Origin of the sequence: Dokdonia sp. Asnod3-C12 (genome assembly GCF_045063975.1) — a bacterium.
Lineage (GTDB): Bacteria > Bacteroidota > Bacteroidia > Flavobacteriales > Flavobacteriaceae > Dokdonia.
The window spans coordinates 1,089,880-1,104,198 of sequence record NZ_JBEFNY010000003.1 but is presented as its reverse complement, the minus strand read 5'-3'; the positions used below and the strand labels follow the sequence as shown (position 1 = coordinate 1,104,198).

General features: G+C 37.8%; 11 protein-coding genes. All 11 read left to right on the top strand.

Annotation, left to right across the window (positions count from 1 at the left end):
* Window positions 1–6 precede the first annotated feature (6 nt).
* The 11 genes from ACJJVW_RS05105 to ruvA all read left to right on the top strand — a co-directional run bounded on the left by ACJJVW_RS05105 (window position 7) and on the right by ruvA (window position 14,317).
* Window positions 7–702 (top strand): cytochrome c, encoded by a 696-nt coding sequence (locus ACJJVW_RS05105; protein ID WP_298329375.1) that lies wholly within the window; start codon window positions 7–9, stop codon window positions 700–702.
* Window positions 703–734: 32 nt separating this feature from the next.
* Complete coding sequence (locus ACJJVW_RS05100) at window positions 735–2,126, top strand: quinol:cytochrome C oxidoreductase (protein WP_405250959.1); 1,392 nt, start codon at window positions 735–737, stop codon at window positions 2,124–2,126.
* Window positions 2,127–2,154: 28 nt separating this feature from the next.
* Complete coding sequence (locus ACJJVW_RS05095; RefSeq protein WP_405250958.1) at window positions 2,155–3,237, top strand: cytochrome c oxidase subunit II; 1,083 nt, start codon at window positions 2,155–2,157, stop codon at window positions 3,235–3,237.
* A 37-nt stretch (window positions 3,238–3,274) separates the two neighbouring features.
* Window positions 3,275–5,098, top strand: a complete 1,824-nt coding sequence (locus ACJJVW_RS05090; RefSeq protein ID WP_405222419.1) for a cbb3-type cytochrome c oxidase subunit I — start codon at window positions 3,275–3,277, stop codon at window positions 5,096–5,098.
* Window positions 5,099–5,263: 165 nt separating this feature from the next.
* On the top strand, window positions 5,264–6,286 hold the full coding sequence (gene ruvB / locus ACJJVW_RS05085; RefSeq protein WP_298329362.1) for a Holliday junction branch migration DNA helicase RuvB: 1,023 nt from the start codon (window positions 5,264–5,266) through the stop codon (window positions 6,284–6,286).
* A gap of 113 nt (window positions 6,287–6,399) precedes the next feature.
* Window positions 6,400–7,725 carry a cytochrome P450 gene (locus ACJJVW_RS05080; RefSeq protein ID WP_405250957.1) on the top strand — a complete coding sequence of 442 codons (1,326 nt, stop codon included), beginning with the start codon at window positions 6,400–6,402 and terminating at the stop codon, window positions 7,723–7,725.
* 2 nt (window positions 7,726–7,727) lie between these two features.
* The gene (gene queG, locus ACJJVW_RS05075; RefSeq protein WP_405250956.1) at window positions 7,728–8,657 is read left to right on the top strand and encodes a tRNA epoxyqueuosine(34) reductase QueG; all 930 of its coding nucleotides are present in this window, start codon (window positions 7,728–7,730) and stop codon (window positions 8,655–8,657) included.
* Between the two features lie 121 nt (window positions 8,658–8,778).
* Window positions 8,779–10,116, top strand: coding sequence for an MFS transporter (locus ACJJVW_RS05070; protein ID WP_405250955.1), 1,338 nt, complete (start codon window positions 8,779–8,781; stop codon window positions 10,114–10,116).
* Between the two features lie 44 nt (window positions 10,117–10,160).
* Window positions 10,161–11,114, top strand: coding sequence for a carbohydrate kinase family protein (locus ACJJVW_RS05065; protein ID WP_405250954.1), 954 nt, complete (start codon window positions 10,161–10,163; stop codon window positions 11,112–11,114).
* Window positions 11,115–11,201: 87 nt separating this feature from the next.
* Window positions 11,202–13,505, top strand: a complete 2,304-nt coding sequence (locus tag ACJJVW_RS05060) for an NADP-dependent malic enzyme (protein ID WP_298329350.1) — start codon at window positions 11,202–11,204, stop codon at window positions 13,503–13,505.
* Window positions 13,506–13,735: 230 nt separating this feature from the next.
* Complete coding sequence (gene ruvA, locus ACJJVW_RS05055; RefSeq protein ID WP_405222437.1) at window positions 13,736–14,317, top strand: Holliday junction branch migration protein RuvA; 582 nt, start codon at window positions 13,736–13,738, stop codon at window positions 14,315–14,317.
* Window positions 14,318–14,319: the final 2 nt, after the last annotated feature.

Genomic DNA, 14,319 nt, shown 5'->3' with positions numbered 1-14,319 from the left:
AACGCAATGAAGAATATATTTAAAATAGCTGTTTTATTAATTGCCTTTGCAAGTGTAATCTCTTGTCAAGATGATAATAAACCTAACTATCAGTATATGCCTAATATGTATGAGTCTGTAGGTTATGAAACTTACGGTAAGTACGAGGTTTTTCCTGATGGTTATGAAGCACTAGAGCCAGCAGAGGGATCTGTAATGAGAGGTTGGATGCCTTACGATTTTGAAAATACTCCAGAAGGTAAAGCTTCCGCGAAAGCGAACTTGAAAAATCCACTTCCTCTTACAGAAGACAATTATGTAAAGGGTAACGAACTTTATAATATTTATTGTTCAATCTGTCACGGTGTTAAAGGTGACGGTAAAGGGAATCTTGCTAAACGCGAAAAAATCCTAGGAGTGCCTGCTTACAACGATGCAGGTAGAGCTGTTACTGAAGGTAGTGTATACCACGTAATGTACTATGGTATCAACTCTATGGGGTCATATGCATCTCAAATGACAGAAGATGAACTTTGGATGGTTGATCATTATGTAATGGGTCTTAAAGATGCGTTAGATGGTAAGCCACAGAAGGAATTTACAGCCTCTGAAATTATCTCTGAGATGACTGAAGGTAAAATTGACACTGATTTAAACGAGGGTGCAGTAGATGCAATTCCTGGTCCAGAATCAGAGCCAATGAATGCTCAAGGTCACGAATAAAACTAATTAACGGAACAACCGATATTTAAGATATGTACACATTATCTAAGAACTTAAAATTATCAGCTATCATTTTTATGGTAGTAGGGGCGTTATTATTTGCAGTAGATGCGATGTATATGCCTTCGTCAATAGCAGATATTGAAGCTATGCACGCTGGTGATGATCACGGAGAGAGTCATGATACAGCAGTATCTGGTGAAGGTCATGATACACACGAAGCTATTGCTACCGCAAAAGGTCACGGTGATGATCATGCAGTTGCTAGTCATCAAGCTGAAGAAGGTCATGCAATGAGCGAAGCTGAACATAATCAACACCTTTTAGACGGTTATAAGAATAAGCCATGGTCTGCAGTATATGTTGCGGCATTCTTTTTCTTTATGATTTCATTGGGATGTCTAGCGTTTTACGCTGTTCAATATGCAGCACAAGCTGGATGGTCTCCTTTATTGCTTAGAGTGATGGAAGGTATTACTGGGTACTTGTTACCTGGAAGTATTATCATGTTGATTTTGTTAGCTCTTTCTGGTTTTCATTTCAACCATATCTTCCACTGGATGGCAGATGGTATTACAGATCCAACTAGTGAAAACTATGATAAATTAATTGCTGGTAAATCAGATTGGTTAAATGTTCCATGGTTATTGATTAGAGCTGTAATATTTATTGCAGGTTGGAATGCATATAGATTCTTTGCTGTAAAGTTTTCTAAGGAGCAAGATGAAGCAACAAATAACAAATCACATAAGAAGTCATTTAAACTTGCTGCGGCATTCTTAGTATTCTTTTTATATACTGAGTCAATGATGTCATGGGATTGGATTATGTCTATAGACCCACACTGGTTTAGTACGCTATTTGGATGGTATGTACTTGCAGGAATGATGGTTTGTGGTATTACGACTATCGCTTTAATAACTATGATACTTAAAGGTGCTGGTTATTTACAAAGCGTAAATGATAGTCACATTCATGACCTTGCTAAATTTATGTTTGGATTTAGTATTTTCTGGACATACTTATGGTTCTCTCAGTTCATGCTTATTTGGTATTCAAACATTCCAGAAGAAGTAACATACTACATACAGCGTATAGAAGATTATAACTTACCATTCTTCGGAATGCTTATAATGAACTTCTTATTCCCATTATTAATACTTATGAACAGTGACTTCAAACGTGTAAACTGGTTCGTTGTTATGGCTGGTATCGTTATCTTATTAGGTCACTATGTGGATATATATAACATGGTTATGCCTGGTACAGTTGGGCAAGCTTGGTCATTTGGATTTGTAGAGTTAGGATCACTTATGTTCTTCTTTGGATTATTTGTATTGATTGTATTTACGTCGCTTACAAAACGTCCATTAGAGCCTAAGCGCAATCCGCTTATTGAAGAAAGTAAACACTTTCATTATTAGAATATTGATATAAAGAAGTTAGAAAACAATGACAGGTTTATTAGCACTCATCGTAGTAATTCTATTTGTAGTCACACTTTGGCAAATGTCGAAGATCTTTAAACTATCACAGTTTAATAAGAAGACTAATAGCGAAACAGCTCAAGTAGCTGACGACAAAGACAATCGTATCAATGGTAAATTGATGCTATGGTTTGCAGTTGTATTTTATTTTATAATGGCATACTGTTTTATTAATTACAGTAAATTTTATTTACCAGAAGCGTCTTCAGAACATGGAGCAGATTATGACAATTTGTTATTTATCTCATTAGCACTCATTATGTTTGTGCAGGTTATAACACAAGCATTGTTGCATTATTTTGCTTATAAGTATAGTGGTAAGAAAGGGCAGAAGGCACTTTTTTATGCAGATAACGATAAATTAGAGTTTATCTGGACGATAATTCCAGTAATCGTTCTTGCAGGTTTAATTATATATGGTCTTTTTACTTGGTCAGATATTATGAACTTTGAGGAGGATGAAGATGCTATCGTAGTGGAGCTTTATGCAAAACGTTTCGGATGGCAAGCTAGATATGCCGGAGAAGATAATATCTTAGGTAATGCAAACGTAAGATTCATTGAAGGGGCAAATACTGTCGGAGTAGATGAGAGTGATGCAGATGCAATGGATGATAAGATCACTACTGAGTTACACCTTCCTGTAGGGCGTCAAGTGATTTTTAAGTTACGTTCTCAAGATGTACTTCACTCTGCTTATATGCCGCACTTTAGAGCGCAAATGAATGTAGTGCCAGGTATGATTACTCAGTTCTCATTCACACCTTCAAAAACCACTGCTGAAATACGCGATACGGATTACATGAAGGATAAGATGGCGACTATTAAGGATATTAGAAAAGAGAAAAACAAACAGTCTATTGCAGCTGGAGACGGTCCAATAGATGCTTATGACGAATTTGACTATTACTTGCTATGTAATAAGATTTGTGGAGCTTCGCATTATAACATGCAGATGAAGATTGTTGTTGAAACCCAAGAAGAGTATGATGCTTGGATGGCAGAACAAAAGACATTTGGTAGTTCTTTAGCAACGGCTCAAGAGTAAAAAAAAGAAAAAGAAAAATTAACTAAAGAATCAAGGTATGGCAGCACACGCACCAACAGCAGATCATGGTCATGACGATCACGAGCACCACCACGAGCAAACATTTGTAACAAAATATATCTTTAGTACAGATCATAAGATGATCTCAAAGCAGTACTTAATTACTGGTTTGATAATGGGTATTATAGGTATTGGGATGTCATTGATATTCCGTCTTCAACTTGCTTGGCCAGATCACCAGTTCACTATTTACGAAGTACTCTTAGGAGACTGGGGTAAGGATGGTGTTATGGATCCAAATATTTATTTAGCACTTATTACGATACACGGAACCATCATGGTGTTCTTTGTACTTACCGCTGGTTTGAGTGGTACATTTAGTAACTTATTGATTCCACTTCAAATTGGAGCTCGAGATATGGCTTCAGGATTCTTGAACATGGTATCTTACTGGTTATTTTTCCTTTCTTCAGTAATCATGGTTCTTTCTCTTTTTGTAGAGTCTGGTCCAGCTGCTGCAGGATGGACAATTTACCCTCCATTATCAGCATTACCTAATAGCATCCCTGCTTCAGGTATGGGAATGACACTATGGTTAGTTTCAATGGCTATTTTCATTGCTTCTTCACTAATAGGATCATTGAACTACGTGGTAACTGTAATAAACTTACGTACTAAGGGTATGTCTATGACTAGGCTTCCTCTTACCATTTGGGCATTCTTTGTAACAGCAATTATTGGTGTTGTTTCATTCCCAGTATTACTTTCTGCGGCATTAATGCTTATCATGGATAGAAGTTTTGGTACATCATTCTTCTTGTCTGACATCTATATCGGTGGAGAAGTATTACATAATTCTGGAGGTTCACCTGTATTATTTGAGCACCTTTTCTGGTTCTTAGGTCACCCAGAAGTATACATTGTATTATTACCAGCATTAGGAATATCATCTGAGATTATATCAACTAACTCACGTAAGCCTATTTTTGGTTACCGTGCGATGATTGCTTCTATTCTTGCGATAGCATTCTTGTCAACTATAGTATGGGGTCACCATATGTTCATCTCGGGAATGAATCCTTTCTTAGGATCGGTATTTACATTTACAACTTTACTTATTGCGATACCGTCCGCAGTAAAAGCTTTTAACTATATAACGACCTTATGGAAAGGTAACCTACAGTTCAACCCTGGAATGTTATTCTCTATAGGTCTTGTATCTACATTTATATCTGGAGGTCTTACAGGAATTATCCTTGGAGATTCTACATTAGATATTAACGTACATGATACTTACTTCGTAGTTGCTCACTTCCACTTAGTAATGGGTATATCTGCCCTTTATGGATTATTTGCAGGAGTGTACCACTGGTTCCCAAAAATGTTTGAAGGTAAGATGATGAACAAAAACTTAGGTTACGTTCACTTCTGGATCACTGTGATTGGAGCATACGGTATTTTCTTCCCTATGCATTTTATTGGAATGGCGGGTCTTCCAAGACGTTATTATACAAACTCAGCCTTCCCATATTTTGATGATTTACTAGACGTAAACAAGGCTATAAGTATTTTTGCATTCATAACTGCAGGAGCACAATTAGTATTCTTATATAACTTTATCCATTCTATGTTCTATGGAAAAGTAGGAGCGCAAAACCCTTGGAAGTCTAATACATTAGAGTGGACTACGGGGCATAAGCATATTCACGGTAACTGGGTTGGAGCAATTCCAGAAGTACAACGTTGGCCATATGATTATTCTAAATTGAATAAAGATGGTTCAGATTACGTAATACCTGGTCAAGATTTTATCCCACAGACCATGCCTCTTCAGCCTAATGAAGAAGAAATGAATCACTAGATTATAATATATAGTATTAAAAACCCACTCAAATGAGTGGGTTTTTTGTTGTTACGCTTTCGCGAAAGCGTACTTATGCAATGGAAAATTTTGTGAGTGCTCATTGTTAGGAATTCATCATGACCCAACACTATTCCTTATCTTTGATTGAAATCACTGCTACGTATGAATGAACATTTAGACCCCACAAACGATGGTTTTTCTAGAGAAGATGTAGATGTCGAAAAGGCATTGAGACCGCTATCCTTTGATGATTTTGCGGGACAAGATCAGGTGCTAGAAAATTTGAAAATATTTGTTCAAGCAGCAAACCAAAGAGGAGAAGCTTTAGATCATACATTGTTTCATGGTCCTCCAGGTTTAGGTAAAACGACACTTGCAAATATTCTCGCCAATGAACTTGATGTAAATATTAAGATCACATCAGGTCCAGTACTTGACAAGCCAGGAGATCTTGCGGGATTACTTACTAATCTCGATGAGAGAGATGTCCTCTTTATTGATGAGATACATAGATTGAGTCCAATAGTAGAAGAGTATCTATACTCAGCTATGGAGGATTATCGTATCGATATCATGATTGAAACAGGTCCCAATGCTCGAAGTGTTCAGATTGATCTTGCTCCATTTACACTAGTGGGTGCAACAACGCGTTCAGGACTGCTTACAGCACCTATGCGCGCACGTTTTGGTATCTCAAGCAGATTACAATATTACACTACAGAACTGCTTACTACTATCGTTGAGCGTAGCTCTAGCATATTAGGAGTGCCTATCTCTATGGAAGCTGCTGTGGAGATTGCAGGAAGAAGTAGAGGAACTCCTCGTATCGCAAATGCGTTATTGAGACGTGTGCGTGATTTTGCTCAGATCAAGGGTAACGGGCGTATAGATATTGCTATTGCAAAATATAGTCTTGAGGCATTAAACGTAGATGCACATGGTCTTGATGAGATGGATAATAAAATACTTGCGACTATTATAGATAAGTTCAAGGGTGGACCGGTAGGTATAACAACCCTTGCAACTGCAGTATCTGAGAGTGCAGAAACAATTGAGGAAGTATATGAACCATTCCTAATACAACAAGGTTTTATAATGCGTACACCTAGAGGTAGAGAAGTGACCGAAGAAGCTTATAGGCATTTAGGTCGTGTAAAAGGACCTGTGCAGGGCGGACTCTTTTAATTATAGTGGTAAAGTATGTTTATTGAAAGTGGATGATTCATATTTTTTGAAAGCCTGGATTATCTTAATTTTAATCAAGCCGTATCTTTATAATTGATCCTATAAAACATTATATGCCAGATAAAATTCCAGCAGTATCCGTGTTTAAATTTCTTGCCAATGCGGGAAGTATCCTTAAAAACCCTCTGCCTTTTCATAAAGAAAACTTTGAGTTAAAAGGTGATACTTTCAAACTAAAGCTTGGTTTTGGTAATGATGTAGTCTTTTCAAGAGATCCGGAATTTGCCAAATATTCACTTCAAAAAAATCAGCGCAATTATAGTAAATCACCTATCCAAACTAAGGACTTAGCAAAATATGTTGGGGAAGGTCTGCTCACCGCAGAGGGCGACCACTGGAAAAAACAACGCAAACTTATACAGCCAGCTTTTCATAAGAAGCAGCTAGCACAATTACTTGATGCAATGCATGAGGTAATTAAAGAAGAACTATTGCGTGTTGAAACGCATAAGCCTTTTGATGTGTTTGAGGTTTTTAATGACCTTGCATTTATGACTGTCGTTAAGGCGTTATTTAAAACTGATGTTGATCGAGACAAAATAAATAGATTACAATACATCACAGAGCAAGCACAAAAGATGCTTGTAAAAGAACTTCGCCAGCCATTTAAGGCATGGTATTTTAAATATGGTGGACCTATAGATAAGCATCTCGCTCTTACTAAAGAGGCGAGGGTGATTTTAAAGGAACTTGTACAAGAGCGCAAGGATAGCGGTGACAAGCCTGGTGATTTACTTGATATGCTGCTAGATTCTCAATATGAGGATGGCGGATTTATGGAGGAAGAACAGCTTATAGATGAAATTCTCATTTTGTTTTCGGCGGGTCATGAGACTACTTCAAACGCACTTACATTTACAGCCGAGCTACTTGCTATAAATCCTATCTGGCAAGATAAGATTTATGAAGAATACGCTTTCGCGAAAGCGAACTCCACCACTCTCAATGAGTTTTTAAGAAAATGTACGGTTACTAAGCAAGTGCTGGAGGAAACCATGCGTATGTATCCACCGGCATATTTTATAGATCGTGTGAATATTGAAGATGATGAGCATAACGGTATGGAGATTCCTGCGGGTTCTAATTTGCTATTTTCTGTGATAGAAATACATAAACATAAAGACTTTTGGGATCGAGCAGATCAATTTGATCCTACTAGATTTGATGATAATGCAGGAATGAAACATCCGGCATATTTCCCTTTTGGCGCAGGACCTAGAATGTGTATCGGTAATAATTTTGCTATGTATGAGATGATACTAGCCGTTACTGAGCTGGTAGCTATGTTTAAGATTACTCCAAAAAGTACGCCCATTGAGATATTGCCGCTTATTACATTAAAGCCTAAAAATGCAATGCTGGAGTTTATACCAAGATAGTAATGATTGAAAATCGAGCAAAACATACAGCATTCATTAAAGCCGAAGCTACTCGCCTAGGTTTTATGTCTTGTGGTATAAGTAAAGCCGGTTTTCTAGAGGAAGAAGCACCTCGACTTGAATCATGGCTCAAGCAAAATATGAATGGTGAGATGCAGTATATGGAGAACTACTTCGATATGCGTCTTGACCCTACGAAACTTGTGGAGGGCTCAAAAAGTGTTATTTCTCTACTGCTTAATTATTTTCCTCACGAAATTCAAAATGAAGATTCGTACAAGATATCTAAGTATGCTTATGGCCGCGATTATCACTTTGTGATAAAGGATAAGCTCAAAGAATTTTTACATAACATTCAAGAGGAAATAGGGGATGTGCATGGCCGTGCTTTTGTAGACAGCGCTCCAGTGCTTGATAAGGCATGGGCAAAAAAAAGCGGATTGGGCTGGATAGGAAAGCACAGCAATTTACTCTCAAAAAAGACAGGCTCTTTTTACTTTATTGCAGAGCTAGTGATTGATCTGGATCTGGAATACGACACACCTGTAACAGATCATTGTGGGAGTTGTACTGCTTGTATAGACGCATGTCCCACAGATGCTATTGTTGAGCCTTATAAAGTAGATGGTAGTAAGTGCATAAGTTACTTTACGATAGAGTTAAAAAATCAAATTCCTGACTATGCAAAGCCACATCTAGATGACTGGATGTTTGGTTGTGACGTGTGTCAAGACGTGTGTCCTTGGAATCGTTTTTCAAAAGCGCATAGTGAGCCGCTTTTTGACCCTCATCCAGAATTGCTCTCTAATTCAAAAAAGGACTGGGAAGAAATCACCCAAGAAGTATTTTCTGAAATCTTTAGAAAATCTGCAGTAAAACGGACAAAGTTTTTAGGTTTACAGCGCAATATAAATGCACTTAAAAAGCAGTAGAGTTTATATGTTACGCTTTCGCGAAAGCGTGATTGTAATAATTTTTAAACCTGGTAAACCGAATTTTAATAATTATTACGGATATTACTGTCGCTACACTGCAATAACTACGCGCTATCTTATGAATAAAATACTAAGCTCCATTAAAAAGCCTAACCTCTCATTCTGGCAAATTTTTAATATGAACGTTGGTTTCTTAGGGATTCAGTTCTCTTTCGGACTTCAACAAACAGCTATAAACCCTATATTCTTATATCTAGGAGCAGCCGAAGATTTGCTGCCTATTCTCAATATTGCAGGTCCTATTACAGGATTGATTGTACAGCCTATTATAGGTGCGATAAGTGACAAAACATGGTCGCCAAAATTTGGAAGAAGAAAGCCATTTTTTCTTATAGGTGCTCTCATAGGTAGTATCTGTTTGTTTGCATTTCCTTTTAGTCCTGTGTTATGGGTAGCGGTTGCATTACTTTGGATACTTGATATAGGGAATAACATGGCTATGGAGCCATATAGAGCGCTAGTAGGAGATAAGTTACCTCAAAAGCAATTAAGCCTTGGTTATCAAATGCAAAGTCTATTTGTAGGTGCAGGAACGGTGATTGCGATGCTATCAATTATATATTTTCAAGAAATTCTAGGGGTAGCAGAGGAGATTGTAGGAAGTATACCTCAGTGGTTGTATTATTCATTTTTTATAGGTGCGATATTATCTATCACTACCATTTTATGGTCTGTGAGTAAAACCAAAGAAATACCACCTTCTGAAGGTGAGATGGCGGAAATAGAAGCATTTAGAGGATTAACATTTTTACAAAAATTTAAACATCCTTTTGTCGAGATTGCTCAAACTGTAAAGACTATGCCTGCATTTATGTGGAAGGTAGCTGGTGTGTATCTTTTTCAGTGGTACGCATTGTTTGTATACTGGCAGTTTAATGTACCTATGTTTAGGGACACACTAAATTTTACTATCGGGGAAGCTGCATCGCAATCTGCAAAAATGAGTTTAACATACAACTCTGTGACTATGGTCGTTGCGCTCGTGCTCGTACCGCTCACGTTAAAGTTTGGAGGTAAGAAAATTTATGCAGCAAGTTTACTAGGTACAGCACTTGCTATGTTTTTGATCCCATATATAAACGATGCAAATTTAGTGGTGTTACCTATGATTCTTTTTGGGATAGGTTGGGCCGCAATGATGGGAATTCCATACACAATGGTTTCTAAGATTGTGCCGCAAACTAAACGTGGTATTTATATGGGTATTTTAAATATGATGATTGTAATACCTATGGCTATTGAGACCGTTACTTTTGGTCCTATTTATAAATATTTATTAGGTGGTAGTGCTATAAACGCCATATTATTTGCTGGTGTATTTTTCTTGATATCGGCTATTCTAGCACTTAGGTTGACACCTAAGCAAGCGCAAGAAGTATATAATCAACCAGAGTAATTAGTAGTTTACATCATTTATAAGAATCAAAATTCTAAAAAGACGTGAGTAGAGATATCGACATCATATGTGTAGGCGAAGTTCTGATAGACTTCATAGGTCACCAAAAGGAAGTGAGAATTGATCAAACTAGAGATTATCACAGGTATCTAGGTGGCAGCCCTACAAATGTGGCAATGAACTTAGCACGTCTAGGGATGAATGTGAAGCTTGCTGCAACTAGAGGTGATGATGGTCTAGGTCTTTATATAGAAGAGAAACTTGCCGAGAATGGAGTGCAAACAGATCTTGTGAGAACAGATGCTGTAAATCCTACTAGTGTAATTTTTGTATCGAAAACTACGGGGACGCCAGATTTTATTCCCTATCGCTATGCAGATACAAAAATTACCGAAGATCAAATTCCAGATGAGCTTATTGAAAAGACCTCCATTTTTCACACCACAGCTTTTGCATTAAGTAAAAATCCTGCGCGGACTACTATTTTAGCCAAAGCAAAGAAAGCCTTTGAGGCTGGTTGCACGCTGAGTATTGACCTCAATTACTCTCCACGCATTTTTCCAAAGCGAGAAAAAGCATTAGAAACCTTTAGAAAATACTGTTCATATAATCCGCTAGTGAAGATAAGCGAGGATGATATGGAGCGCTTGTTTGGAGAACGTAAGTCTCATGATGAGATATTTGATTTCTTTCATAACGATTTTAGTGTTGAGCTTGTTTGTCTCACGCTTGGTTCTGATGGGGTTAAGCTTTCGCGAAAGCGTAAAAAAGAATCTCAAGAAATAATTGAACTACCGGCAGCAAGAGTAGAAAATATTCTTGACGCTACAGGTGCAGGAGATGCCTTTTGGAGTGGCTTTTTATTTGCATACATCAAGGAGTATGAAGTCGAGCGATGTCTCAAAATCGCACTATCACTAGCTGCAATCAAACTACAGCACGTAGGGAGACTTCCTCAAAATGTAGATATCTTAACGCAATTATTAGATTTTAAATAGAACCTTACCTCATAACTATAATGTGTTATAGCTTATGTGGCGTATTAGGAAATCTGTATTTTTGTAAGTCAAATACAAATCAACTTTATGAGTCAAAACAGCAACAAGCGTAGAGAAGCTCTCGTGTATCACGCAAAGCCTAAACCAGGTAAAATTGCCGTAGTTCCTACGAAGAAGTATTCTAGCCAGCGCGATCTAGCGTTAGCATATTCTCCTGGTGTAGCAGAGCCTTGTCTAGAGATTGCAAAAGACGTAAATAACGTTTATAAATATACGGCAAAGGGTAACCTAGTTGCCGTAATCACAAATGGTACCGCAGTTTTAGGACTGGGAGATATAGGGCCAGAAGCCTCTAAGCCTGTAATGGAAGGTAAAGGACTTTTGTTTAAAATATTTGCTGGTATTGATGTGTTTGACATAGAAGTGGATACTAAGGATGTAGACGCTTTTGTAGAAACTGTAAAAAATATTGCTCCCACTTTTGGAGGTATTAACTTAGAAGATATTAAAGCTCCAGAAGCTTTTGAAATAGAACGCAGACTTAAGGCAGAGTTGGATATCCCAGTGATGCATGATGATCAGCATGGTACAGCAATTATTTCGGCTGCGGCAATGCTTAATGCATTAGAAATTGCAGGTAAACGTATTGAGGATGTAAAGATTGTGGTGAGTGGTGCGGGAAGCGCTGCTATCTCTTGCATGAACTTATATCACTTACTAGGTGCTAAGCTAGAAAATATATCAATGTTTGATATAAACGGTTTGCTAAGAGCAGATCGTACAGACCTTTCTCCAGAGCAGGTGAAATTTAAAAGTAACAAGGATTACAAGAATCTTGCAGATGCCATGGTAGATGCAGATGTGTTCTTGGGACTTTCTGTAGGTAATATTGTATCACCAGATATGATTAGATCTATGGCAAATGATCCTATTGTTTTTGCAATGGCAAACCCAACGCCAGAGATCGACTATAACGTAGCAATTACTTCTCGACCAGATCTTATTATGGCGACGGGACGTTCTGACCATCCTAATCAGGTTAATAATGTGCTTGGTTTTCCTTTTATTTTCCGTGGAGCGCTTGATGTAAGAGCAACGGCAATAAATGAAGAAATGAAAATGGCTGCTGTAAAAGCACTTGCTCAACTAGCAAAAGAGCCAGTTCCGGAGCAGGTGAACATTGCATACGGAGCAACACGATTTACCTTTGGACGAGATTATATCATTCCAAAGCCTTTTGACCCGAGATTGATAACAACGATTCCTCCAGCAGTTGCAAAAGCTGCTATGGATAGCGGAGTTGCACTTGAGCCTATAACAGACTGGGATTCATATAACGATGAGTTATTAGAACGCCTAGGAGAAGATAATAAGATAGTAAGATTACTGCTTGATAGAGCTAGGCTAGATCCTAAGCGTATCATTTTTGCAGAGTCAGACCAGCTGGATGTATTAAAAGCTGCTCAGATTGTGCATGAAGAAGGAATTGCAATTCCCGTGTTACTTGGTAATAGAGAGGTGATACTTGAGCTCAAGGAAGAAATAGGTTTTGAGGCAGATGTAGAGATTATAGATCCTTTATCTAATGAGGAAAAAGATCAAGTAGATCGCTATGCAAACATTTACTGGAACACACGTAAGCGTAAAGGTATCACGTATCTTGATGCAAGGCGTCAAGTAAAGCGTCGCGATTATTTTGCCTCTATGATGGTAAATGAAGGAGATGCAGATGGTATGTTATCTGGTTATAGTCGTAGTTACCCTACTGTGATAAAGCCTGTGCTTGAAGTTATAGGTACTGCACCTGGAGTGCAAAAAGTAGCAGCTTGTAACTTGATGGTGACATCAAGAGGGCCTTTGTTTCTTGCAGATACTTCAATAAATATCAATCCAACAGCAAAGGAGCTTGCTAAAATTGCTCAAATGACTTCCACTACCGTAAAAATGTTTGGTCTTGAGCCTGTTGTTGCGATGGTGAGTTATTCAAACTTTGGATCTTCTGGACATGAGAAAGCTACAGAGGTGAGTAAGGCGGTATCTTACTTGCACCGCTATTATCCAGATCTTGTGGTAGATGGTGAAGTACAAGCAGATTTTGCTCTTAACAAGGAAATGTTACAAGCAAAATTTCCTTTCTCAAAACTAGCAGGAAGAAAAGTAAATACACTTGTATTTTCAAATATAGATAGTGCAAACATTACCTATAAAGTGATTAAGGAGCTTGAAAAGGCAGATAACATTGGGCCTATTTTATTAGGTATGCGCAAGCCTGTACATGTACTTCAACTAGGAGCAAGTGTAGACGAAATGGTAAGTATGGCTGCAATTACGGTTATTGACGCTCAGAAAAAGCAAAAACAAGAAGTGCGCCGTGCGCAAGAACAGAAGTAATATATAGATTTCGCTTTCGCGAAAATTTGATACAAAGAGGTGTAAAATGTAATGTTTACACCTCTTTTTTTGTGAGTTGTTTTGTTGACGTAATGAGGAAGAGTAATCGTTAGTTTTTCTTGAAGAAGCGTGGTTTTGAGTGGTTTCATTTTCGCGAAAGCGTAACCATTAAAATTGGCAATCTCCTAGACATAATTTTCTTACATTTACGCTCCTTAATTATTTGTTAAATGATCACTCACTTAAGCGGAAGACTTATAGAAAAAAATCCAACTCACGTAGTGCTAGACTGCAACGGAGTAGGATATTTTATTAATATCTCATTGCACACTTTTGGGCAGCTAGGAGATAGCGAGGCTTTAAAGTTACACACCCATCTACAAGTTAAAGAAGATAGCCATACACTTTTTGGGTTTATGGAGGTGATGGAGCGTGAGATTTTTAGATTATTACTGTCTGTTTCTGGTATAGGAGCAAGTACGGCAAGGACAATGTTGTCCTCTCTAGATCCTAACCAGATAAAACAAGCTATTGCATCAAATGATGTAGCAACCATACAAAGTATTAAGGGAATAGGAGCAAAAACAGCCCAGCGAGTAATACTCGACCTCAAGGATAAGATCCTGAAGGTGTACGATATGAGTAGTGAAAGTGCTGTGCAAAGCAATACTAGCAAAGAAGAGGCGTTATCTGCTTTAGAGACATTAGGTTTTGCGCGTAAGCAAGCAGAAAAAGTCTGTACGGCTATCGTAAAAGAAAAGCCAGACGCAAGCGTAGAAACGATTATCAAAGAAGCATTAAAAAAACTGTAGGC

Bases quoted from the DNA above. Each gene is read 5' to 3' on its own strand.
- ACJJVW_RS05105 (WP_298329375.1), top strand. From the start codon at position 7: ATGAAGAATATATTTAAAATAGCTGTTTTATTAATTGCCTTTGCAAGT.
- ACJJVW_RS05100 (WP_405250959.1), top strand. From the start codon at position 735: ATGTACACATTATCTAAGAACTTAAAATTATCAGCTATCATTTTTATG.
- ACJJVW_RS05095 (WP_405250958.1), top strand. From the start codon at position 2,155: ATGACAGGTTTATTAGCACTCATCGTAGTAATTCTATTTGTAGTCACA.
- ACJJVW_RS05090 (WP_405222419.1), top strand. From the start codon at position 3,275: ATGGCAGCACACGCACCAACAGCAGATCATGGTCATGACGATCACGAG.
- ruvB (WP_298329362.1), top strand. From the start codon at position 5,264: ATGAATGAACATTTAGACCCCACAAACGATGGTTTTTCTAGAGAAGAT.
- ACJJVW_RS05080 (WP_405250957.1), top strand. From the start codon at position 6,400: ATGCCAGATAAAATTCCAGCAGTATCCGTGTTTAAATTTCTTGCCAAT.
- queG (WP_405250956.1), top strand. From the start codon at position 7,728: ATGATTGAAAATCGAGCAAAACATACAGCATTCATTAAAGCCGAAGCT.
- ACJJVW_RS05070 (WP_405250955.1), top strand. From the start codon at position 8,779: ATGAATAAAATACTAAGCTCCATTAAAAAGCCTAACCTCTCATTCTGG.
- ACJJVW_RS05060 (WP_298329350.1), top strand. From the start codon at position 11,202: ATGAGTCAAAACAGCAACAAGCGTAGAGAAGCTCTCGTGTATCACGCA.
- ruvA (WP_405222437.1), top strand. From the start codon at position 13,736: ATGATCACTCACTTAAGCGGAAGACTTATAGAAAAAAATCCAACTCAC.